Source organism: Rhodoferax saidenbachensis, assembly GCF_031457975.1.
Lineage (GTDB): Bacteria > Pseudomonadota > Gammaproteobacteria > Burkholderiales > Burkholderiaceae_C > Allorhodoferax > Allorhodoferax saidenbachensis_A.
Map to the genome: position 1 here is coordinate 21,726 of NZ_JAVDXO010000014.1, position 22,700 is coordinate 44,425.

General features: G+C 62.1%; 20 protein-coding genes and 1 tRNA gene. 15 read left to right on the top strand and 6 right to left on the bottom strand.

The genetic code is table 11. The features are described 5' to 3' along the window. Window positions 1–15 precede the first annotated feature (15 nt). The 6 genes from J2X15_RS20305 to J2X15_RS20330 all read left to right on the top strand — a co-directional run bounded on the left by J2X15_RS20305 (window position 16) and on the right by J2X15_RS20330 (window position 5,634). Window positions 16–1,311 carry a replication-associated recombination protein A gene (locus tag J2X15_RS20305; protein WP_310346596.1) on the top strand — a complete coding sequence of 432 codons (1,296 nt, stop codon included), beginning with the start codon at window positions 16–18 and terminating at the stop codon, window positions 1,309–1,311. Between the two features lie 221 nt (window positions 1,312–1,532). Next, window positions 1,533–2,462 carry a branched-chain amino acid ABC transporter permease gene (locus tag J2X15_RS20310; protein ID WP_310346599.1) on the top strand — a complete coding sequence of 310 codons (930 nt, stop codon included), beginning with the start codon at window positions 1,533–1,535 and terminating at the stop codon, window positions 2,460–2,462. 13 nt (window positions 2,463–2,475) lie between these two features. Beyond that, window positions 2,476–3,561: a branched-chain amino acid ABC transporter permease gene (locus J2X15_RS20315; RefSeq protein ID WP_310346602.1), complete on the top strand. Its 1,086-nt coding sequence runs from the start codon at window positions 2,476–2,478 to the stop codon at window positions 3,559–3,561. A gap of 65 nt (window positions 3,562–3,626) precedes the next feature. Further along, on the top strand, window positions 3,627–4,397 hold the full coding sequence (locus J2X15_RS20320) for an ABC transporter ATP-binding protein (protein WP_310346604.1): 771 nt from the start codon (window positions 3,627–3,629) through the stop codon (window positions 4,395–4,397). Between the two features lie 9 nt (window positions 4,398–4,406). Then, the gene (locus J2X15_RS20325) at window positions 4,407–5,126 is read left to right on the top strand and encodes an ABC transporter ATP-binding protein (protein WP_310346607.1); all 720 of its coding nucleotides are present in this window, start codon (window positions 4,407–4,409) and stop codon (window positions 5,124–5,126) included. Window positions 5,127–5,250: 124 nt separating this feature from the next. Then, on the top strand, window positions 5,251–5,634 hold the full coding sequence (locus J2X15_RS20330) for a hypothetical protein (protein WP_310346610.1): 384 nt from the start codon (window positions 5,251–5,253) through the stop codon (window positions 5,632–5,634). Window positions 5,635–5,654: 20 nt separating this feature from the next. Here J2X15_RS20330 and J2X15_RS20335 read toward each other — a convergent pair whose 3' ends face one another. After that, the gene (locus J2X15_RS20335; protein WP_310346613.1) at window positions 5,655–6,707 is read right to left on the bottom strand and encodes a CDP-6-deoxy-delta-3,4-glucoseen reductase; all 1,053 of its coding nucleotides are present in this window, start codon (window positions 6,705–6,707) and stop codon (window positions 5,655–5,657) included. A gap of 44 nt (window positions 6,708–6,751) precedes the next feature. Here J2X15_RS20335 and J2X15_RS20340 point away from each other — a divergent pair, with 44 nt between their 5' ends. Then, window positions 6,752–7,666 carry an SDR family oxidoreductase gene (locus tag J2X15_RS20340; RefSeq protein WP_310346617.1) on the top strand — a complete coding sequence of 305 codons (915 nt, stop codon included), beginning with the start codon at window positions 6,752–6,754 and terminating at the stop codon, window positions 7,664–7,666. Between the two features lie 2 nt (window positions 7,667–7,668). On the opposite strand, the gene J2X15_RS20345 is transcribed toward J2X15_RS20340, so the two are convergent. Next, window positions 7,669–8,364 (bottom strand): phosphatase PAP2 family protein, encoded by a 696-nt coding sequence (locus J2X15_RS20345; protein ID WP_310346618.1) that lies wholly within the window; start codon window positions 8,362–8,364, stop codon window positions 7,669–7,671. A 100-nt stretch (window positions 8,365–8,464) separates the two neighbouring features. Here J2X15_RS20345 and J2X15_RS20350 point away from each other — a divergent pair, with 100 nt between their 5' ends. Next, window positions 8,465–8,914, top strand: a complete 450-nt coding sequence (locus J2X15_RS20350) for an META domain-containing protein (RefSeq protein WP_310346622.1) — start codon at window positions 8,465–8,467, stop codon at window positions 8,912–8,914. A 6-nt stretch (window positions 8,915–8,920) separates the two neighbouring features. On the opposite strand, the gene J2X15_RS20355 is transcribed toward J2X15_RS20350, so the two are convergent. The 3 genes from J2X15_RS20355 to J2X15_RS20365 form a co-directional block, all read right to left on the bottom strand. Continuing rightward, window positions 8,921–11,194, bottom strand: coding sequence for a xanthine dehydrogenase family protein molybdopterin-binding subunit (locus J2X15_RS20355; RefSeq protein ID WP_310346624.1), 2,274 nt, complete (start codon window positions 11,192–11,194; stop codon window positions 8,921–8,923). Next, window positions 11,191–11,655: a (2Fe-2S)-binding protein gene (locus tag J2X15_RS20360; protein ID WP_310346627.1), complete on the bottom strand. Its 465-nt coding sequence runs from the start codon at window positions 11,653–11,655 to the stop codon at window positions 11,191–11,193. Before J2X15_RS20360 ends, J2X15_RS20355 begins: the two co-directional genes overlap by 4 nt. Before the next feature lie 128 nt (window positions 11,656–11,783). Next, window positions 11,784–11,868, bottom strand: a tRNA-Leu gene (locus J2X15_RS20365). A 41-nt stretch (window positions 11,869–11,909) separates the two neighbouring features. Here J2X15_RS20365 and cysM point away from each other — a divergent pair. From cysM to J2X15_RS20380, 3 genes are all read left to right on the top strand, one after another. Next, a complete protein-coding gene (gene cysM, locus J2X15_RS20370) occupies window positions 11,910–12,812 on the top strand; it encodes a cysteine synthase CysM (protein ID WP_310346629.1) in 903 nt (300 codons plus the stop codon). 75 nt (window positions 12,813–12,887) lie between these two features. Continuing rightward, entirely contained in the window at window positions 12,888–13,439 is a 552-nt protein-coding gene (locus J2X15_RS20375) for an NUDIX domain-containing protein (RefSeq protein ID WP_310346632.1), read from the top strand. A 30-nt stretch (window positions 13,440–13,469) separates the two neighbouring features. Then, window positions 13,470–13,697 carry a sulfurtransferase TusA family protein gene (locus J2X15_RS20380; protein ID WP_310346634.1) on the top strand — a complete coding sequence of 76 codons (228 nt, stop codon included), beginning with the start codon at window positions 13,470–13,472 and terminating at the stop codon, window positions 13,695–13,697. Between the two features lie 85 nt (window positions 13,698–13,782). On the opposite strand, the gene J2X15_RS20385 is transcribed toward J2X15_RS20380, so the two are convergent. Beyond that, window positions 13,783–16,701 (bottom strand): valine--tRNA ligase, encoded by a 2,919-nt coding sequence (locus tag J2X15_RS20385; protein WP_310346636.1) that lies wholly within the window; start codon window positions 16,699–16,701, stop codon window positions 13,783–13,785. Window positions 16,702–16,942: 241 nt separating this feature from the next. On the opposite strand from J2X15_RS20385, the gene J2X15_RS20390 reads away from it, so the two are divergent. From J2X15_RS20390 to J2X15_RS20405, 4 genes are all read left to right on the top strand, one after another. Continuing rightward, window positions 16,943–18,838 (top strand): type IV pili methyl-accepting chemotaxis transducer N-terminal domain-containing protein, encoded by a 1,896-nt coding sequence (locus J2X15_RS20390; protein WP_310346639.1) that lies wholly within the window; start codon window positions 16,943–16,945, stop codon window positions 18,836–18,838. A gap of 17 nt (window positions 18,839–18,855) precedes the next feature. Next, window positions 18,856–19,536 (top strand): response regulator, encoded by a 681-nt coding sequence (locus J2X15_RS20395; RefSeq protein ID WP_310346641.1) that lies wholly within the window; start codon window positions 18,856–18,858, stop codon window positions 19,534–19,536. Window positions 19,537–19,695: 159 nt separating this feature from the next. Continuing rightward, window positions 19,696–20,964 (top strand): MFS transporter, encoded by a 1,269-nt coding sequence (locus J2X15_RS20400; protein WP_310346644.1) that lies wholly within the window; start codon window positions 19,696–19,698, stop codon window positions 20,962–20,964. A 10-nt stretch (window positions 20,965–20,974) separates the two neighbouring features. Next, on the top strand, window positions 20,975–22,603 hold the full coding sequence (locus J2X15_RS20405) for an MFS transporter (RefSeq protein ID WP_310346646.1): 1,629 nt from the start codon (window positions 20,975–20,977) through the stop codon (window positions 22,601–22,603). Window positions 22,604–22,700: the final 97 nt, after the last annotated feature.

Below are 22,700 nucleotides of genomic sequence, written 5' to 3' on the forward strand. Positions count from 1 at the left end.
CTAGCGCCAGACTCCATGGCATCCTCGCCATCCAAACACCCCCCACTTGCCGAACTACTGCGCCCCAAGACCCTGGGGCAGGTGATTGGCCAGCAGCACCTGCTGGGCGACGGCATGGCGCTGCGCCTTGCGTTTGAGTCGGGCCAGCCACACAGCTGCATCCTCTGGGGTCCACCCGGCGTGGGCAAGACCACCATCGCGCGGCTCATGGCCGATGCGTTTGATGCGCAGTTCATCACCATCAGTGCCGTGTTGGGTGGCATCAAGGACATCCGTGAAGCGGTAGAGCAGGCCCTGCTGGCGCGCGACGGGCTGGAGCAGCGCCGCACCATCGTGTTTGTGGACGAGGTGCACCGTTTCAACAAAAGCCAGCAGGACGCGTTCTTGCCGCATGTGGAAAGCGGCCTGTTCACCTTCATTGGCGCCACTACCGAAAACCCTTCGTTCGAGGTCAACTCGGCGTTGCTGTCCCGCGCTGCGGTCTATGTGCTGCAGCCACTGGATACCGATAATTTGAAGGAAATAGTGGAGCGAGCCCAAGCAGAGTCTGCGCTACCAGCTATCGAAACCATAGCGGTGGATCGGCTTATCGCCTACGCCGATGGCGACGCCCGGCGCCTGCTCAATACGCTGGAAACCCTGACGGTGGCCGCCGTGCAGGAAAAGGTCGGGGAGATCACTGATGCCTGGTTGCTCAAAGTCTTGGGTGAGCGCATGCGCCGCTACGACAAGGGTGGCGAGCAGTTCTACGACACCATCTCGGCCCTGCACAAAAGCGTACGCGGCTCGGACCCCGATGCCTCGCTGTACTGGTTTGTGCGCATGCTAGACGGTGGGGCCGACCCGCGCTACATGGCGCGCCGCCTGATCCGCATGGCGGCCGAAGACATTGGCCTGGCCGACCCGCGCGCGCTGCGCATGGCGCTGGACGCGGCCGACGTGTACGAGCGCCTGGGCACTCCAGAAGGTGAGCTGGCCCTGGCCGAGTGCGTGATCTACCTGGCCGTTGCACCCAAGTCGAACGCGGTCTACAAGGCCTTCAACGAAGCCAAGGCCTTCATCAAGAAAGATGGCACGCGCCCCGTGCCCATGCATCTGCGCAATGCGCCCACCAAGCTGATGAAAGAGCTGGACTACGGCAAGGGCTATCGCTATGCGCATGACGAAGAGGATGGCTTCGCGGCGGGGGAGCAGTACCTGCCCGATGGCATGGCTGGTACGAATTTCTACAGGCCGGTAGAGCGGGGGCTGGAGATTCGTATCAGTGAGAAGTTACGCGACCTCAAAGCGCGCAATCATAAGCAAAGTTAATACTGCATGAAATGCAGAAAGTGTTGCCGAATCGGCATACTTTTCAAGGGTAAACCCACCCCAAACCCCCGAGACCCTGGTACGCGACCTCGCTAGAATCGCGGCACTGCTTTGGCCTGCACCGCCAGTGAACCTGACGTGGCAGGCTTATTGCTTTCGATGGTCTAACGCCACTAGTGTTGACGGCCATGCCGTTCGCACCCAAGAACAACGGAGTATTTATGGATATTTTGATACAGCAGATCATCAACGGTCTGGTGTTAGGTAGCATGTATGCGCTTATCGCGCTGGGCTACACGATGGTGTACGGCATCATCAACCTGATCAACTTTGCCCACGGCGAAGTGGTGATGGTGGGGGCCCTGACCAGTTGGACCATGATCGGTCTCATGCAGGATGCGATGCCCGGTACCCCCGGCTTCATCATTCTCTTTCTGGCCCTCATCATTGCCTGCGTGGTTGCTGCCACACTCAACTTCGTGATTGAGAAAGTGGCCTACCGGCCGCTGCGCAACAGCCCCAAACTGGCGCCCCTGATCACCGCCATCGGCATGTCCATCTTGCTGCAAACCTTGGCGATGATCATCTGGAAGCCTAATTACAAGTCCTATCCCACGCTGTTGCCCAACACGCCGTTTGACATCGGTGGTGCGGTGATTACGCCCACCCAGGTGATGATTCTGGGCTTCACGGCCGTGTCGCTGGCGCTGCTGATGTGGCTGGTCAACTACACCAAACTGGGGCGCGCTATGCGCGCCACAGCCGAGAATCCCCGTGTGGCGGGTCTGATGGGCGTGAAGCCCGACATGGTGATTTCTGCCACCTTCATCATTGGCGCCGTGCTGGCTGCCATTGCCGGTGTGATGTACGCGTCCAACTACGGCACCGCACAACACGCCATGGGCTTCCTGCCCGGCCTCAAGGCCTTTACCGCTGCTGTGTTTGGCGGCATCGGCAACTTGGCGGGTGCTGTGGTCGGCGCCATCCTGCTGGGGCTGATCGAATCGATTGGTGCTGGCTACATCGGTGCCTTGACCGGTGGTGTGCTGGGCAGCCACTACTCCGACATTTTTGCTTTCATTGTTTTGATCATCGTGTTGACATTGCGTCCTTCCGGCTTGCTGGGTGAGCGTGTAGCCGATCGTGCGTAAGGAGACCCGACAGATGAACTCTCAAAAACGACTGATCACCATGCTGGTGGCCGCCGCCGGCCTGCTGATCCTGCCGCTGTTGCTGCAAGGCTTCGGCAACGCCTGGGTCCGCATCGTGGACATGGCGCTGCTGTTTGTACTGCTGTCTCTGGGCCTGAACATCGTGGTGGGCTACGCCGGTCTGCTGGACTTGGGCTATGTGGCGTTCTTCGCTATCGGTGCCTATATGTACGGTCTGCTGGCATCGCCCCATTTGGTGGAAACCTTCCCCGCTATCGCGGCCATGTTCCCTGAAGGCATGCACACACCGCTATGGGCCATCGTGCCTTTGGCGGCGGGCTTGGCCGGTGTGTTTGGCATTTTGTTGGGCGCGCCTACGCTGCGCCTGCGCGGTGACTACCTGGCCATCGTGACCCTGGGCTTTGGCGAAATCATCCGGGTGTTCATGAACAACCTGGACAACCCAGTCAATATTACCAATGGTCCCAAGGGTCTCCTTGGAATCGATCCCTTGCATTTCTTCGGCTTCAACCTGGGCAAAAAACTCAGCGTTCTTGGTTTCGAGTTTGCCTCGGTATCTCTCTACTACTACCTGTTCCTCACGCTGGTCGTAGTGAGCGTGGTGATCAGCCATCGCCTGGAGTTGTCCCGCGTGGGCCGCGCCTGGATGGCCATTCGCGAGGATGAAATCGCTGCCAAGGCCATGGGCATCAACACCCGCAACATGAAGCTGCTGGCATTTGGCATGGGCGCTACCTTTGGTGGCGTGTCGGGTGCGATGTTCGCTTCCTTCCAGGGTTTTATTTCTCCCGAATCCTTCAGCCTGATGGAGTCCGTGATGATCGTGGCCATGGTGGTGCTGGGTGGCGTGGGCCATTTGCCCGGCGTGATTCTGGGTGCGGTGCTGCTGTCGGCGCTGCCTGAAGTGCTGCGTTACGTGGCCGGTCCGCTACAAGCCATGACCGATGGTCGCCTGGATGCTTCCATCTTGCGCCAACTGCTGATTGCACTGGCCATGATCAGCGTCATGCTGATTCGCCCGCGCGGCCTGTGGCCATCGCCAGAACACGGCAAATCTTTGCAAAACGCCAAAACCTGAACTTTGTTGGGCCACGGCTTCGCGCCCTGCGCAAGCCCGCTGGCCCTCAACAGAATGGAATCCATATGACAGATACAGTATTGAACGTCTCCGGCGTGTCCAAGCGCTTTGGCGGTTTGCAAGCCCTGAGCGATGTGGGCATCAAAATCGAACGCGGCCAGGTCTACGGTCTGATCGGCCCCAACGGCGCTGGCAAGACCACCTTCTTCAACGTGCTGACCGGCATGTACACCCCTGACAGTGGCAGCTTCGAGCTGGCCGGCAAGCCCTACCAGCCCACCGCGGTGCACACCGTGGCCAAGGCCGGTATTGCCCGCACCTTTCAGAACATCCGCCTGTTCGCCGAAATGACGGCGTTGGAAAACGTGATGGTGGGTCGCCACATCCGCACCCACTCCGGCTTGCTGGGCGCTGTGTTCCGCACCCCTGGCTTCAAGGCCGAGGAACTTGCCATTGCCAAGCGCGCCCAAGAGTTGCTGGACTACGTGGGCATTGGCAAGTTTGCCGACTACAAGGCCCGCACCCTGAGCTATGGTGACCAGCGCCGTCTGGAAATCGCCCGCGCCCTGGCCACCGACCCGCAGTTGATTGCGCTGGACGAACCTGCAGCCGGCATGAACGCCACCGAGAAGGTCATGCTGCGCGAACTGATTGATCGCATCCGCAAGGACAACCGCACCATCCTGCTTATCGAACATGATGTGAAGCTGGTAATGGGCCTGTGCGACCGCGTGACGGTGCTGGACTACGGCAAGCAAATTGCCGAAGGCACGCCTGCCGATGTACAGAAAAACGAAAAAGTGATTGAGGCCTACTTGGGCACGAGCGGCCACTAAGGAATTAGCATGACAACCCAGACTCTGCTCAAAGTTAAAGGCCTGAAGGTCTCGTATGGCGGCATCCAGGCCGTCAAAGGTGTGGATTTCGAAGTCCACGAAGGCGAATTGGTGTCGCTGATCGGCTCCAACGGTGCGGGCAAGACCACCACCATGAAGGCCATCACCGGCACCTTGCCCATCAACGCAGGTGACATCGAATACCTGGGCAAAAGCATCAAGGGCCAAGGCCCGTGGGATTTGGTCAAGCAAGGCCTGGCCATGGTGCCCGAAGGCCGTGGTGTGTTCACCCGCATGACCATCACCGAAAACCTGCAAATGGGCGCCTACATCCGCACCGACAAGGCAGGCATCCTGGCCGACATCGAGAAGATGTTCACCATCTTCCCCCGCTTGCGCGAACGTAAGGACCAGTTGGCCGGCACCATGTCCGGTGGCGAACAGCAGATGCTGGCCATGGGCCGTGCGCTGATGAGCCGCCCCAAGGTGCTGCTGCTGGACGAACCCTCCATGGGTCTGTCGCCCATCATGGTCGACAAGATTTTTGAAGTGGTGAAAGACGTGTACGCCCAGGGCGTGACCGTGCTGTTGGTGGAGCAAAACGCCAGCCGCGCGCTGTCCATTGCCAACCGCGGCTATGTGATGGAGTCCGGCATCGTCACCATGACGGGCAAGGCCTCCGACATGCTGACCGACCCCAAGGTGCGCGCCGCTTACCTGGGCGAATAAGCCCCGGGGCATCCCGGATACAAGTTGTTACGGCACTTTGCATTCGGGATGTCAGGCCAAGCTTGAGGGGATCCGTTGACAGCGCATGGAGTCATTCCATGCCTAACCTCAACAGGAGTTCACGATGAAAATTCACGCTTTACTGGCTGGTTTCGTGTTGGTCGCGACCGGCGCCGCATTTGCACAAACAGCGGTACCCGCTCCCAAAGACCCCTTGGCGACGCCCAAGATCGACCAGCGGGAGGCCAACCAGGAAAAGCGCATTGCGCAGGGCGTGGATTCTGGCCAACTCACCAAGCGTGAAGCGCGTCGTCTGAATCGCGGCGAGGCCCGCATTGACAAGGTCGAAGACCACGCCGAAGCCGACGGCAAGGTGACGGGCCAGGAGCGTAAGCGCATTGCGCATCTGCAGCGTGCCGAGAGCCGTGACATTGCCTACCAAAAGCATGACCGCCAGGTAGATCTGAACCACGACGGCAAGCGCGATCGCAAAAACGGCAAGCTGTAAACCTGCCGTCTCAGGCGCGTTCAGACGTGGGCCTTGTCGGCCTCCGAGGTGAACGCATCGGCAAAAAACTCTTCCTCTGGCAGACCCGCAAGCGCACAAAAATCCGCGCGGGCCGAGTCCACGACAATCGGTGCGCCGCAGGCGTACACCTGATGGCCACGGAGGTCGGGCAGGTCGTCCAGCACGGCGCGGTGCACAAAACCGGTGCGTCCTTGCCAAGCATCATCGGGCAATGCATTGGACACCACGGGCACATAGGTCAGTTGCGGCATGCGCTGCTGCATGTCCTGCACCCAGGCGTCCATGTACAGGTCTGCGGGCCGGCGTCCGCCCCAGTACAGCGTCACGGGCCGCGCAATGCCCTGCGCCAGCATGTGTTCCAGCAGTGCCTTGACGGGCGCAAAGCCCGTGCCGGAGGCGAGCAACACGATGGGCTTGTCCGAGTCTTCCCGCAAGAAGAACGAGCCATAGGGCCCTTCCAGTCGCAATATCTCCTTCTCCTTCATCGCACCAAACACGTGGTCGGTGAACTTGCCGCCAGGCATGTGGCGGATATGCAGTTCCATGCCGGCGCCCTGGCCGGGCGCACTGGCCATGGAGTAGCTGCGCCGCGCACCGTCGCGCAAGATGAATTCCACGTATTGCCCGGCGCGGTACGCAAAGTTGTCATTGGCCGGCAACTGCAGTTGCAGCACCATGACGTCGTCAGACACCCGTTGCAAGGTGGTCACGCGCGTCGGCATCTTCTTGATGGGCAGGGCGCCGGCCTCGGTCACTTGGCGCGACTCCAGCACCACATCGCTCTGCGCCGTGGCGCAGCAGGTCAGCACCAGGCCCGCGGCTTCTTCCTGTTCACTCAGCGCCTTGGCTTGGTGCAGGCTGTGGTGCACCGAGCCCGACAGCAATTTGCATTTGCAGGAGCCGCAGGCACCGTCTTTGCAGCCATAGGGCAAGCCAATGCCCTGGCGGATGCCGGCGGCCAGAATGGTTTCATCGGCTTGGGTGCTGAAGGCGCGTCCGCTGGGCTGCACGGTGACGGAGAAAGTGGTGGTGGCGTCCGCAGGGGCGGTCATCTTTTGGGTATCCTCAAGGGCTTATCTGTCTGTAGCCCCCGATTTTGCCCTCAATCCAATCCCCACTCGGCGCCTTGCCTTCGCGCTTCAAACGCCAGCGTGTGCTGGTGGTGGGCTGTGGCGACGTGGGTAGCCGCATGGTGGCCGCCCGTGGTTCCGTGCGCTGGCTGGCGCTGACCTCCAGTGCCTCGCGCATGGCGGAGCTGCGCGCCCTGGGTGCGGTCCCGCTGTTGGGCAATCTGGACCGTGCCGCCACACTGAATCGCCTGGCCGGTGTGGCCCACCGTGTGGTCTACCTGGCCCCCCCACCGTCAGAAGGCTGGTCCGACCCCCGCGCCGCCCAACTGAGCCAGGCCTTGCGCAGACGCAGCGCGCCGCAGCGCGCGGTGTATGGCTCCACCAGCGGTGTGTATGGGGATTGCCAGGGTGCATGGGTGGCTGAGACCCGCGCGCTGTCTGCGCAGACCCCGCGCGCCCAGCGCCGCGTGCATGCCGAACAGACCTTGCGCACCTGGGGCCGAGCCAGCGGTGTGCCACTCAGCGTGCTGCGCATTCCCGGCATTTATGCACCCAACCGCGAGGGTGGCACGCCGTATGCCCGATTGCTGAAGGGCACGCCCGTTCTGCGCGCGGAAGACGACGTGTACACCAACCATATCCATGCGGATGACCTGGCACGCGCTTGCTGGCTGGCACTGTGGCGCGCTGCACCGCAACGCATCTACAACGTCAGCGATGACTCGCAGCTCAAGATGGGCGATTACTTTGACATGGCAGCCGACCTGTATGGCTTGTCACGCCCACCCCGTGTGGCGCGCGACAGTGCACGCGAGCAGTTGCCTGTGGTGCTGTTGAGTTTCATGAGCGAATCACGCCGCCTGGTGAACCAGCGCATGAAGCAGGAACTGCGCTTGGTGCTGCGTTACCCTGATGTGCAGCAGGGGTTGCGCAGTATCTAGGGCTAAGGCGCGTAGCGCTGGTAGGCCCACTGCAGGGCCTGCCACACCAGCCAACTGCTGACCAGCGTGATGGGGTAGGCCCAGAGCACGTCGCTGAGCCAATGCGCCACGTCCGACATGCGGGCAAAGCCAATCACCAGGCCGCTGGCCGTTCCCACCACAGCCCAAGCGGTTTGCCGACGGCGATGCACCAGCAGCAGGGTGGCAAGAAAGAAGCCGCAGGCCACGTGGCCGCTGACGAATGAGCAATTGTTGTCGCACTGGTCCGTCATCAGCGCGGCGCGCGTGAACTGTTGCGTGCCGCCAAAGTTTTGCACCTGGTAGGGCCGTGCGCGTGCCCAGTTGTCCTTGAACCCCGCGTTCACCACCACACCGGGCCCGATGATGCCCGCCAGTACGACAAAGGCCAACGGCAAGCGCAAATGTTTCCAGCGCTGCGAGAAGGTGGCTACCAGCCAGCCCACAAAACACAGCGCCAGCGCACCCCGAAAAATGGCGGGAATGTAGAGGTTGATGCCCTGCACCCACCACCAGCCCCCAGATGCGATGGTGGGTTCGGTGTCGGTAAACAGGCCAGCCGCCGCCAGGTCCAACGCCGGAAACAGCGTGGGCACCAGTGCTGCAAGCAGCGCAAGGACCAGCAGGCCCCAAAACAGGCGAGGAGTGGCGTGGCTTGCGACGGGAGTGAACGAAGACATGGGGGGCAGAGGTTCGGAGCGCGAAAGACCGTGATTGTGCGGGATGTTGGTAAGGCACTGGTTAACATTGGGTTTTGCCACTGGATTGTGCGACACCACCATGCTGTTTTCCTTTTTCAAACCTGTTGTCTTGGCCGTTCTGTTGATTGCGCTGGCCGGCTGTGGGGTCGCCCCCGTGCTGCCGTCGGCAGGACAGGTTTCAGGTGCCCAACTGCAGGGGCGTGAATGGGTGGCCAGCTACATCGATGGCATTGCGGCGGTGACGGCTCCCGCCCCCCGATTGCGCTGGACTGCCGCGGACCAGCTGTCTGGCAGCGGTGGCTGCAATGCCTTTATGGGACGCGCCGTGGTAGAGCAGGGCGCACTGCAGCTCGGCCCCCTAGCTGCGACTGGCAAGGCCTGCATGACGGCGCCCCAAGGCCAGGAAGACCGTTTCTTTAAGGCGCTGGAGGCCACCCGCAGCGTACGGCTGCAGGATGGGCATTTGCTGCTGGAAGACGCGACAGGCCGTGTACTGGCCCGCCTGACCCCCGGCACCACCGCGCCCTGAAATCGTTCAGGCCACTGTGACCAGCGGCAGGCTGCGCTGGCGCTTGCCGGTCAGGGCAAACAAGGCGTTGGCCACTGCAGGGGCGATAGGTGGTACACCGGGCTCCCCCACACCACCGGGATGGCGCGTGCTGGGCACCAGCCAGGTCTCGACCACCGGGGCCGCGGCCAGTTGCACCATAGGGTAGCTGGGGAAGCTGGTTTGTTGTACCGCGCCGTCCTTGATGTCGATCTTGCTGTACAGCGCCGCTGTGAGCCCAAACACCACGGCACTTTCCATTTGCTGCGCCACGATGTTGGGGTTGACCACCGTGCCACAGTCGATGGCACACACCACCTTGTGCACGCGTGGCACGCCGTCTTTCAGCGACACCTCGGCCACCTCAGCAACGATGGAGCCGAATGATTCGTGCAGCGCCACTCCGCGTGCTCGTCCGGCTGGCAGAGGGCTGCCCCAGCGCGCCTTGTTGGCGGCCAGCTGCAATACGGCGGCGTAGCGGGGCGCGTCCTTCAGCAGGGCCAGACGGAAGGCCACCGGGTCTTGCTTGGTTTGTGCGGCCAGCTCATCGATAAAGCTCTCGGAGAAAAACGCGTTGTGCGAGTGCCCGACCGAGCGCCAAAAGCCCACCGGTACCTCCATGCGCGTGGCCACGTGGGCCATGTGCTGGTTGGCAAAGCCATAGGGCAGATCAAACAGACCCTCGGCCGTGGTCTTGTCGGGCATGTCGATGGGGCCCGACAGAGCAGGCAGGCCCCGCGCCATCCAGCGCGGGCTGATGGCGTCGCCTGCGGACTTGATGCGCAGGCTGCTGACCTGGCCTGCGGCGTCGATGGAGGCACGCAGCTGGGCCACGTGCATGGGGCGGTAGAAGTCGTGCGTGGTGTCTTCTTCGCGCGACCAGGCCAGTTGCACTGGGCGGCCCTTGCAGGCCATGGCCACGCGCACGGCCTGGGCCACGTAGTCCACCTCCAGCCGGCGGCCAAAGCCACCGCCCAGCAGCGTCACGTGCAAGGTGACCTTGTCTTCTTTGACGCCTGCCACCTTGGCGGCAATGGCGCGCGCCATTTCCGGCACCTGGGTGGGGGCCCAGACCTCCACTGCACCGTCCTTCACCTGTGCGGTGCAGTTCATCGGCTCCATGGTGGCGTGGGCCAGATAGGGCGCCTGGTACAGGGCCTCCACGCTGCTCGCAGCCGCGGCTTCGGCGGCCTTGGTATCGCCTTTGTTGTAGAACGCAAAGCCGTCTTCGGCTTGCAGAGCCGCTTTCAGGCGTTCCTCTATTTTCTCGGTGTCCAATGCGCCATTGGTGGGGGCTTGCCACTGCACTTCCACCGCTTGTACGGCCTGGCGCGCATGCCAGGTGGTTTTGCCCACCACAGCAAACCCGGCGGTGGAGCCGCCAAGCGCCTCCAGCGGTACCAGTGTTTCTATGCCGGGCATTGCCAAGGCGGCCTTGCTGTCCAGCGAGCCCACAGTGCCCCCCAACTGGGGCGCCAGGCGAATCGCAGCAAACAGCATGTCGGGCAGGCGCACATCCAGCCCGAAGCGGGCTGTGCCATTGGTTTTGGCGGGGATGTCCACGCGCGGTGCCGGTGTGCCCAGTAACTTCCAGTCCTTGCGGTCCTTGAGGGTGACGTTGGCGGGCTTCAGCCCCGCCGCGCCTTGGGCCAGTTCGCCAAAATGGGCGGACTTGCCGGTGGCGTGTTGCACCACACCATCCTGGATTTTCAGTTCGTTGCGCGGCACCTTCCACTGTGTGGCGGCAGCTTCCAGCAAGCCCGCGCGGGCCAGGGCCGCGGCGGTGCGCAGAGGTTCCCAGGCATCGGCCACGCTGGACGAGCCGCCCGTGGCATTGATGCCCAATTCGCGCGCGATTTTGCCAACGAACCATTCGCCCAGCTTCACCTTGGCGGGCTTGTTGTCGCCCTCGGATTCGAGCGGGTGAAACGGCAGGGTGGCGGTGAGCATCACCACGTTGCCGTACAGGGTTTCTGGCCCGGCCTGCTGCAGGCGCACCTTGGCCAGCGAAATATCCAATTCCTCTGCCACCAGCATGGCCAGCGCGGTGTGCACGCCCTGGCCCATCTCGCTGCGGGGCATCGCCAGCACCACAGTGCCATCTTTGGCGATCTTGATCCAACCGTTCAGGCCGACTTCGCCTTCGGTGGGCAGCATCAGTGCGCCATCGCCTAAGCGAGAGCGCTGCGGCATTAGGCCCCAGCCCACCACCAGTGCACCGGTAGCACCCAGGGCGCTCAGTATCCAGGTACGGCGCTTCATGCTGCGGCTCCCTGAGCTTGGCCGGCTGCGCGGTGGATGGCGGCGCGCACGCGCTGGTAGGTGCCACAGCGGCAGATGTTGGTCATGGCCTCGTCAATGTCGGCGTCGGTGGGCTTGGGTTTGCGGGCCAAGAGGGCGGCGGCGGCCATCAGCATGCCGCTTTGGCAGTAGCCGCATTGGGGCACCTGCTCGGCGATCCAGGCGGCCTGCAGGGCGTGCAGCTTGTCGGGGGTGCCCAGGGCTTCAATGGTTGTTATTTTTTGCCCCGCCACGGCAGAGGCTGGCATCACGCAGGAGCGCACCGGTTGGCCGTCCACATGCACGGTACAGGCGCCGCAGGCGGCCACACCGCATCCAAACTTGGTGCCGGTCATGTTCAGCACATCGCGCAGCACCCACAGCAGGGGCATGTCGGGCGGGGCGTCGGCGGTCACCGCCTTGCCATTGATGTTCAACTCCATGGGCGTCTCCTTTGTATGTGCGGGCTAGCGCGGTGCATCATAGGGTTTGGACGCGGGCCAGAGGTGTCACCAAAGGCTACCGGCAAGAAAAAAGCCTGCTGTTTTTGCAAACAGCAGGCTTTTTGATCTGGTGCCCAGGGCCGGACTCGAACCGGCACGCCTTGCGGCGGGGGATTTTGAGTCCCCTGAGTCTACCAATTTCACCACCTGGGCAGGTCATTCTGTGAAGCGCGAATTATGGCACATTTATGGGCATGACATTCCCCACCATCGAAGACGCCATCGGAAACACCCCGCTGGTCGCACTGCAGCGTATCCAGGCCACCGACAACCAGTCCCGCAACACCGTGGTGCTGGGCAAGCTGGAAGGCAACAACCCCGCAGGTTCAGTCAAAGACCGTCCTGCCCTTTCCATGATCCGGCGCGCCCAAGAGCGCGGCGACATCAAGCCTGGCGACACGTTGATCGAGGCCACCTCGGGCAACACCGGCATTGCGCTGGCCATGGCCGCGGCCGTCAAGGGCTACCGCATGGTCCTGATCATGCCGGAGGACCTGTCGATTGAGCGCGCCCAGACCATGAAGGCCTTTGGCGCCGAGCTGATCCTCACGCCCAAGAGCGGCGGCATGGAGTACGCGCGTGACCTGGCTGAACAGATGCAGCGCGAGGGCAAAGGCCGCGTGCTGGACCAGTTTGGCAATGACGACAACCCGCGCATCCACTATGAGACCACGGGCCCCGAGCTCTGGGCGCAGACGCAAGGCCGCATCACCCACTTTGTGAGCGCCATGGGCACCACGGGCACCATCACCGGCGTGTCGCGTTTTCTCAAGGAAAAGAACCCGGCCATCCGCATCATTGGCGCCCAGCCGTCGGAAGGCTCGCGCATTCCCGGCATCCGCAAATGGCCTGAGGCCTATTTGCCCAAGATTTACGACCCCAAGAATGTGGACGAACTGGTCTACGTGAGCCAGGCCGATGCCGAAGACATGTGCCGCCGCTTGGCGCGTGAAGAGGGCATCTTTGGTGGCATCTCGGCCGCTGGCGCCTGCTGGGTGGCGCAGGAAATTGCCAAACGCGAGCGCGACGCGGTGATCGTGTTTGTGGTCTGCGACCGTGGCGACCGCTACCTCTCCACAGGCGTGTTTCCCGCATAATTTGTAAGAAATTGACCGCTAGCCCCCGTGTTCATTGCGCGGGAAGCTATGAAATCGATAGCGTAGAAGGTACTTATGTCCGCAGCTTTCAAGTTCTGTCCGCAGTGCGCTACGGCGCTGGAGCACATCACACTGGCTGAAGACGGCGGCGACAAGACCCGCTTGCGCTGCCCGGCCTGCGACTTTACGCACTGGAACAACCCCACGCCCGTTCTGGCGGCGGTGATTGAGTACAACGGCCAAATTCTGCTGGCGCGCAACGCGGCCTGGCCCGGCAAGATGTACGCGCTGATCACCGGCTTCATGGAGGCTGGCGAGACGCCCGAAGAAGGCATTGCGCGCGAGATTTCGGAAGAAACGAACCTGTCCACCAGCGCACTCAAGCTGCTGGGCGCCTACGACTTCCAGCGCATGAACCAGGTCATCATTGCCTACCACGCGGTCTGCCATGGCGACGTGAAACTCAGCCCCGAGCTGGTGGACTATCGCCTCTACAACTTCGAGGATGTGAAGTGCTGGCCTGCCGGCACCGGCTATGCGCTGGCCGAGTTTTTGCGCTCGCGTGGTCACGAGCCGGTCTTCATCGACCCGGTGTGGCGCCAGGACGCCGAGAAGCTGGCGACTTAAAATCGACCTTCACGCCAGAAAGCCCATTGCATGCAAACCGACAAAGAAGTTGACACCCGCGGCCTGAACTGCCCGCTGCCCATCCTCAAGGCCAAGAAGGCCTTGGCGGAGTTGCTGAGCGGCCAGACGCTCAAGGTGGTGGCCACCGATCCCGGCTCCATTCGTGACTTCCAGGCCTTTGCCAAGCAGACTGGCAATGAGCTGCTGGAGCAAGAAACCGTGGGCGCCGAATATATCCACGTGCTGCGCCGCCGCTAATTCGCGTTCGTAGCTGCCAACAAAAACGCCGCAGGGTCTCCCGTGCGGCGTTTTTGTTTTGTACAGCCCTCAGCGGGCCCGTGCATTAGCCCAGGCGGGTCAACTGCTCTTTCACCTTCTCCAGCGTGGCAGCAAAGTCGGCCACGCGTTTGCGTTCCTGCTCCAGCACGGCGGCGGGGGCCTTGGCCACAAAGGCTTCGTTGCTGAGCTTGACGCTGGCCTTGGTGATCTGCTCTTCCAGGCGGGCCACTTCCTTGCCCAGGCGAATCTTTTCGGCGGCCACATCCACTTCCACAAACAGGCAGACACGCGCCTCACCCACCACGGCCACGGGGGCGGACTGGGCGGCGGCTTGCCAGCTGGCTTCGTCGGCAAACACCTTCACCTCGCTGAGCTTGGCCAGCGACTGCAACACGGCGGCGGACGCTTGCAGGAACGCGCCTTCGGCCACGCTGTGGGCCACCACGAACAGCGGCAGGCGCACCGCGGGCGACACGTTCATCTCGCCACGCAGATTGCGACATGCGTCCACCAGGGCCTTGAGTTTGGCCACGTGGGCAATGGCGGCTTCGTCAATGCGCTCGGGCTGGCTCACCGGGTAGGCGGCGATGGATACCGACGGACCACTGCGACCCGCAACGGGCGCCACCTTTTGCCACAGCTCTTCGGTAATGAAGGGCGTGATGGGGTGCAGCAGGCGCAGGATGACTTCCAGCGTGCGGATCAGCGTGCGGCGCGTGGCGCGCTTTTGTGCGTCGTTGCCGGTGTTGATCTGCACCTTGGCGATTTCCAGGTACCAGTCGCAGAATTCGTTCCACACGAAGTCGTAAATCGTGTTGGCCACGTTGTCCAGGCGGTATTCGGCAAAGCCCTTGGCCACTTCGGCTTCGGTCTTCTGCAGCAGCGAGACGATCCAGCGGTCGGCCTGGCTGAATTCCAGATAGCCGTGGGCTTCACCGCCGGGCGCGCACTGCTCTTTGGTGTGCTCGTTCAAACCGCAGTCGTTGCCTTCGCAGTTCATCAGCACAAAGCGGGTGGCGTTCCACAGTTTGTTGCAGAAGTTGCGGTAGCCCTCGCAGCGCTTGCTGTCGAAGTTGATGCTGCGGCCCAAGGATGCGAGTGCCGCGAAGGTGAAGCGCAGCGCGTCTGCACCGTAGGCGGGAATGCCCTCTGGGAATTCTTTCTCGGTGTTCTTGCGCACCTGGGGTGCAGTCTCGGGCTTGCGCAGGCCTTCCGAGCGTTTGACCAGCAGCGGGGCCAGCGAGATGCCGTCGATCAGGTCGACCGGGTCCAGCACATTGCCCTCGGACTTGCTCATCTTCTTGCCCTGCGCGTCTTTCACCAGGCCGTGAATGTAGACATGCTTGAACGGCACGCGCCCTGTGAAGTGCGTGGTCATCATGATCATGCGGGCGACCCAGAAGAAGATGATGTCGTAGCCGGTGACCAGCACGCTGCTGGGCAGGTAGAGGTTGTAGTCGTCCGTGGGGCCTGTGCCTGCGCCTTCGTTGCCCCAGCCCATGGTGCTGAAAGGCACCATGGCGCTGGAGTACCAGGTGTCGAGCACGTCGGGGTCACGCTTGAGCGTCTTGCCGGGGGCTTGGGCCTGGGCATCTGCCTCGTTGCGGGCCACATAGACCTTGCCGTCTTCGTCGTACCAGGCCGGAATCTGGTGGCCCCACCAGAGTTGGCGGCTGATGCACCAGTCCTGGATGTTGTTCATCCACTGGTTGTAGGTGTTGACCCAGTTCTCGGGGACGAATTTCACCTCACCACTTTGCACCACATCGATGGACTTTTGCGCAATCGACTTGCCGGTGGCGTCGCCCTTGCCCACGGTGTTCATGGCCATGAACCACTGGTCGGTCAGCATGGGCTCGATCACTTGGCCGGTACGAGCGCAGCGTGGCACTTGCAGTTTGTGCTTCTTCACCTCGACCAGGAAGCCGCCGGCTTCCAGGTCGGCCACGACTTTCTTGCGCGCCACAAACCGGTCCAGGCCCTGGTAGGGCGCGGGGGCGTTCTCGTTGATCTTGGCGTCCAGCGTCAGCACGCAGATCATGGGCAGCTTGTGGCGCTGGCCCACGGCGTAGTCGTTCTGGTCGTGCGCGGGCGTGACCTTCACCACGCCGGTACCAAAGGCCTTGTCCACATAGTCGTCGGCAATCACCGGGATCTCGCGGTCGCACAAGGGCAGCTTCACCATCTTGCCGATGAGGGCGGTGTAGCGCTCGTCCTCGGGGTGCACCATCACCGCCACGTCGCCCAGCATGGTCTCGGGCCGGGTGGTGGCCACGGTGATGTCACCACTGCCATCGGTCAGCGGGTAGCGAATGTGCCACAGCGAGCCGTCTTCCTCTTCACTCTCCACCTCCAGGTCGCTCACCGCGCTCATAAGGATGGGGTCCCAGTTCACCAGGCGCTTGCCGCGGTAGATCAGGCCTTGTTCGTAGAGTTGCACAAAGGTTTCGGTCACCGTCTTGGACAGCTTGGGGTCCATGGTGAAGTACTCGCGGCTCCAGTCCACGCTGTCGCCCATGCGGCGCATCTGGCCGGTGATGGTGTTACCGGACTTCTCTTTCCACTCCCACACCTTGGCGGTGAAAGCCTCGCGGCCCAGGTCGTGGCGGCTGATCTTTTGCTCTTGCAGCTGGCGCTCCACCACGATCTGCGTGGCAATGCCGGCGTGGTCGGTGCCCGGAATCCAGGCGGTGTTGAAACCCGCCATGCGGTGGTAGCGCGTCAGGCTGTCCATGATGGTCTGGTTGAAGGCATGGCCCATGTGCAGCGTGCCCGTCACATTGGGCGGTGGCAGCTGGATGGCAAACGCGGGCTGGCCGGCCTGTGGGGCCTGGGTGCCGCGGTAGCCCGCGATGCCATACCCGCGCTTTTCCCACTCGGGGCCCCAGTGCGCTTCCAGCGCGACGGGCTCAAACGATTTGGACAGGGACTGCAGACCCGGTTGTTCGGGGGTGGAGGGCGAGGGGGTAGCTTGGTCAGACATGGGGTTCTCTTGGGAGGACCCGTGATTTTACCGGGGCAGATTTGGGGGCCAAGGTTTGCTATGGTTCTGGTAGCTGTTCGCGCAGTACCCATATGGGCTGGAGCCCACTTTTATGCCTGAAGTGGCTGCGCTCCGTGCCCTGAGGGCGGTCCGTGTGGTGGATGGGGTTTGCTTGACATGCGTCAAGTTGGTATGGTGGCCCTGTCCCCACAATCCGGCCACCCACCCTTCGCACGCCGCTATGTTCCATGCTCAAACCACGTCCCTGTCCAGCAAGCTGGTTCGCATTGGTGTGGCTTTGCTGGTGGTGGCGCTTACTTCGATTGGCCTCACGCTGTGGGTCACCTGGCAGCTCGAAGGCGGGGCTGCCTCGGTCAACGAGGCCGGGCGCATGCGCATGCAGACCTGGCGCATGGCCAGCGAAATTCAGGCTGGCATTGCCGAAGACCAGCGCATGGCACGCATTGCAGAGTTTGACCAGAACCTGAGCCTGCTGGAGCAGGGCGACCCCTCGCGGCCCCTGTTTGTGCCTTGGGACCCGGTGGTGCGCAGCAGGTTCGCCGCGGTGCAGGCGCTGTGGCGGGCCCAGCGCGTCGGCTGGGTGTCGGGGGCGGCGGCGCAGCCCGACGCCATTCTTCCGTCCACCCATGCGCTGGTGGAAGCGATTGATGCGCTGGTCAGCGCCATTGAGCAGCAACTGGCCAAGCTCACGGCGGTGCTCAACCTGTTCCAGTTCGTGATGATGGTGCTGGCCATCTTTGCCGCCGTGGTCATGCTCTACACCGGCTATCTGTATGTCATCAACCCCCTGAGCCAATTGCAAAAAGGCTTGCGTCGTGTGGAGGAGGGTGACTTTCAGGCTCGCATTGAGGTCGACAGCAAAGACGAGTTCGGCCTGGTGGCGCAAGGTTTCAATGGCATGGCGGCCCGCTTGCAGGACATGGTGGACGGCTTGGAGGCACAGGTGCACACCAAGACCCAGCACATTGAGGCGCAGCGTGCGCGAATTGAGACCCTGTACGACTTCAGCGCATTTCTGGCAGGCGTGAACTCGATTGAAGAGATGTCGCGCGGTTTTTCCCAGCGCTTGCGCACGGTGATGGGGGCCGACGCGGTGACGGTGCGGTGGTCGGACGAGGCCAACCAGCGCTACCTGATGCTGGCGTCCGACTGCTTTCCTCAGGATCTACTGGCCGAAGAGCGCAGCTTGCTGGCCGGGACCTGTGCCTGCGGCAGCCTGCTGCAGGAGGCTCGTACGCGGGTAATCCCCATCCAGAGTGCCCAAGCCGCCCCCATGCGCCATTGCGTGAAGGCTGGGTACGAGAGCCTGGTGAGTGTGCCCATTCGGCTGCAGAGTCGCTTGATCGGGGAGATCGATCTCTTTTATCGCAAGACGGTGGAGCTCTCCAAAGACGAAGCGGTGTTACTCGACACCTTGGCCAGTCACCTGGCCAGTGCGCTGGAGGGGCTGCGCGCCTCGGCCCTGGAGCGCGAAGCAGCGGTGAGTGAGGAGCGGGCCTTGCTCGCCCGCGAATTGCACGACTCCATCGCGCAGTCATTGGCCTTTCTGAAAATCCAGGTGCAGTTGCTGCGCAGCGCTGCCGACAAGGCGCAGGGTCCCCAGATGCGGGTTGCGCTGGACGAGCTGGATGTGGGCTTGAAAGAAAGCATAGGCGATGTGCGCGAGCTGCTGGTGCACTTTCGCACCCGCACCAACACCGATGACATTGAAGCGGCGTTGCAGGAGACGCTGCAAAAGTTTCGCCATCAAACCGGTTTGCTCACCGAGTTGGTGGTGAATGGGACTGGCTTGCCACTGCCCTCCGATGTGCAGATACAGGTCTTGCACGTGGTGCAGGAGGCTCTGTCCAATGTGCGCAAACATGCCCATGCCACGTCGGTGGCGTTGGTGGTTGAGAAGGGCCAGTTCTGGTCTTTCACAGTGCAGGACAACGGCGCGGGGTTTGCGCCTGATGCCGCACTGGGCAGCCAGCATGTGGGCCTGCACATCATGCACGAGCGTGCACAGGCTATTGGTGCCAGCGTGCGCGTGAGCTCCCAGCCCGGGCAGGGGGCCTGCGTAGAGTTACGCCTGCCCGAGCATCCCGTGACCACCTCTGCCGCCCTAGCCCTCTGACCGTTCTGGAGCATCCCATGCGTCTTACCCAATTGCTGGTGGTCGATGACCACAACCTTTTTCGCCGTGGGCTCATTGCGTTGCTCAAGCAGGATGGACGCTTTGATGTGGTGGGCGAGGCCGCTGACATGGGGCAGGCGCTGCGCTGTGCGGGGCAGATGCAGCCAGCCCTCATCTTGCTGGACAACCACCTGCCCGGTGTGCGTGGCATTGACGGTATCAGTGCGCTCAAGCAGGCTTTTGGCCGTGCCCGCATCCTCATGCTCACCGTGAGCGAGAACGAGGAAGATCTGGCTGCGGCCATGCAGGCCGGGGCCGATGGCTACCTGCTCAAGACCGTGGAATCGGACCAGTTGTGCCAGGCCATCGTGCGTGTGCTGGCTGGTGAGCCGGTCATCAGCCCTGAGATGATGACCAAGTTTGTCGCTGCTTTCCGCACCAAGCCATTGGCCAGCCCGCCCACACAGACCTTGCTACCGACGCTCGCTCCACAGCCCAGCCTGGAGGAAGCCCTGTCCGCCCGCGAGCGGGAAATCTTGCTACTGGTCGCGCATGGGGACAGCAACAAGCTCATTGCTCGCCAATTGGATATTGCCGAGACCACGGTGAAGGTGCATGTGCAAGGCATCCTGCGAAAGCTGCAACTCAGCTCGCGGGTGCAGGCAGCGGTATACGCCTCCGCCCACGGCCTGGTTTGATCCAGATCAGTGAAGCGCCTTTTGCCCGGCGCACTACACCTTTAGAACTAGGCCCGCCTGTGCGGGCCTAGTTCTTTTGCAGGGGGCGACTCGTTCCAATGGGGGATGGGCAGCACGCCTCCAAAGCACGACAGTCATTCCATCCCTAGGAGATGGAATATGGCCTCAGATTTAAGCAACGCAAGAAAAGCCTGGTCGGTCCTTATCGTCAGCACGTTGGCATTTACCGTCTGCTTCATGGTGTGGATGATGTTTGGTGTGATCGGCATTCCAATCAAAAAAATGCTGAACCTCAACTCCACTGAGTTTGGTTTGCTCACTGCCACGCCGGTGCTCACCGGTTCGCTGATTCGTGTGCCCCTGGGCATTTGGACCGACCGATTTGGTGGCCGCATCGTCATGGCCGCCTTGATGGCCATTACCGTGCCCGCCATCTGGATGATGGGTTACGCCACCGAGTACTGGCACTTCATCACCATCGGCCTGTTTGTGGGCCTGGCCGGCGGCTCGTTCTCGGTGGGTACGCCCTATGTGGCGCGCTGGTTCCCCAAGGCCAAGCAAGGCACGGCCATGGGTATTTATGGCGCGGGCAACTCCGGCTCGGCAGTCAACAAGTTTGTCGCACCGGTGATTCTGGTGGCCTTTGGCTGGGCCTTGGTGCCGCAGGTGTACGCCGCCATCATGCTGGGTACGCTGGTGCTGTTCTGGATGTTCAGCCACAGTGACCCGGACCACCTGGTGCCCAACACCGTCAAGTTCACCGACCAGCTCAAGGCGCTGAAAGACCCCAAGGTCATCAAGTACTGCCAGTACTACAGCATTGTGTTTGGCGGCTACGTGGCGCTGGCGCTGTGGATGGTGCAGTACTACGTGGGCGAGTTTGGTCTGGACATTCGGGTGGCGGCCCTGCTGGCGGCCTGCTTCTCGTTGCCGGGTGGTGTGCTGCGCGCTTTTGGAGGCATGTTGTCCGACAAATACGGCGCCCACAGCGTGACCTGGTGGGTGCTGTGGGTGAGCTGGATCTGCCTGTTCCTGCTTTCCTACCCACAAACCGATTTCACGGTCATGACCGTGAACGGGCCAACTGCCTTCCACATCGGGCTCAACGTCTACGTGTTCACGGGCCTGATGTTCATCCTGGGGATTGCCTTCGCATTCGGCAAGGCCAGCGTCTTCAAGTACATCAGCGATGACTACGCGCACAACATCGGCGCCATCAGCGGCATCGTGGGCCTGGCCGGTGGCATGGGCGGGTTCATTCTGCCCATCCTCTTTGGGGTGCTGATGGACCTTACCGGCATCCGTTCCAGCGCTTTCATGCTGATGTATGGCGTGGTCTGGGTGTCGCTGATCTGGATGTATTGGACCGAGGTGCGCAAGACCGAAGTCATGGGCCAGAACGCCACGAACTTTTCTCTACAGAACTAGGACACGCACCATGAACACCAACAACCAATCCCGTGCCGACATTGCTGACTGGCGTCCGGAAGACGAACGCTTCTGGGAGAGTACCGGCAAGCGCATTGCCTACCGCAACCTCTGGATCTCCATTCCGGCCCTGCTGTGCGGCTTCGCGGTCTGGGGCATGTGGGGCATCATCACCGTGCAGATGCTCAACCTGGGCTTCCCCTTCACCCAGGCCGAGCTGTTCACGCTCACCGCCATCGCCGGAATCTCGGGCGCCACCATGCGCATCCCGGCCAGTTTTTTGATCCGCATGGCGGGCGGACGCAACACCATCTTCCTGACCACCGCCATGCTGCTGGCCCCGGCCATCGGTACGGGTGTGGCTTTGCAGCACCCCGAGTGGCCGCTGTGGATGTTCCAGCTCATGGCGCTGTGGTCGGGTGTGGGCGGCGGCAACTTTGCCAGTTCCATGTCCAACATCAGCACCTTCTTTCCAAAGCGCCTGCAGGGTACGGCGCTGGGTTTGAACGCAGGCCTGGGCAACTTCGGCGTCACCACCATGCAAATCGTCGTCCCCTTGGTGATGACGGTGGGCCTGTTTGGTGCCTTTGGCGGTGAGGCCAAAGCCCTGGTCAAGGACAGCGGCTGGATCTTCGGCAAGATCGCCGCGGGCACTCCCACCTGGATTCAGAACGCCGGTTTTGCCTGGGTGTTGTCGCTCATTCCCCTGTCCATCCTGTGCTGGTGGGGCATGAACAACCTCAAGACCGTGTCGCCTGCCACGGGCAACCCGGTGGTGGCTTTTGCCAAGATCATCTACCTGTACTCGCTGGCCTTCATCCCGTCCATCGGCATGTTGTACCTATATCTGCCAGCGCCCACGGGGTTGGGGCTGTTGAACATGTGGGTGGCGATTCCGCTGGACATTCTGGCCGCCGTGCTGATGATGCGCCTGGCTGCCTTTGGTGCCATGCGTGAGAACGTGCAAAAGCAGTTCGCAATCTTCAGCAACAAACACACCTGGAGCATGACCGCGCTGTACGTGGTCACCTTCGGCAGTTTCATTGGCTTCTCCATGGCGCTGCCCCTGGCCATCACCGTGATCTTCGGCTTCCAGCACATCCCCGATGCCGCGGGTGTGTTGCAGCACACACTCAAGAACCCCAATGCGCCGTCGGCTCTCACCTATGCCTGGATTGGCCCCTTTGTCGGCGCTGCCGTGCGCCCCATCGGCGGCTGGATTTCGGACAAGGTGGGTGGTTCCATCGTCACCCAAATCATCTCCGCCATCATGGTGTTGGCATCGGCCGCTGTGGGCTACGTGATGTTGCAGGCCTACCAGTCACCCGCGCCCGAACAACACTTCATGGCCTTCATGGGCTTGTTCATCGTGCTGTTTGCCGCTAGCGGCATTGGCAACGGTTCCACCTTCCGCAGCGTGGGTTTCATCTTCGACCGCCAGCAGGCCGGGCCGGTGCTGGGCTGGACCTCGGCAGTGGCCGCCTATGGCGCCTTCATTGCCCCGGTGCTGATCGGCCAGCAGATCAAGGCAGGTACGCCGCAGTACGCCTTCTACGGCTTTGCCGTCTTCTATGCCGTGTGCCTGGTGCTGAACTGGTGGTTCTACCTGCGCGCCGGTGCCGAGATCAAGAACCCCTGAAGATTACAGATTGCTCTTAAATGTATAGCTGCTTGCGCATATTTCATAAGGGCTGTGGCCCTATTTCATTCAAAAAATCGACTGCAGAGGTATCCCT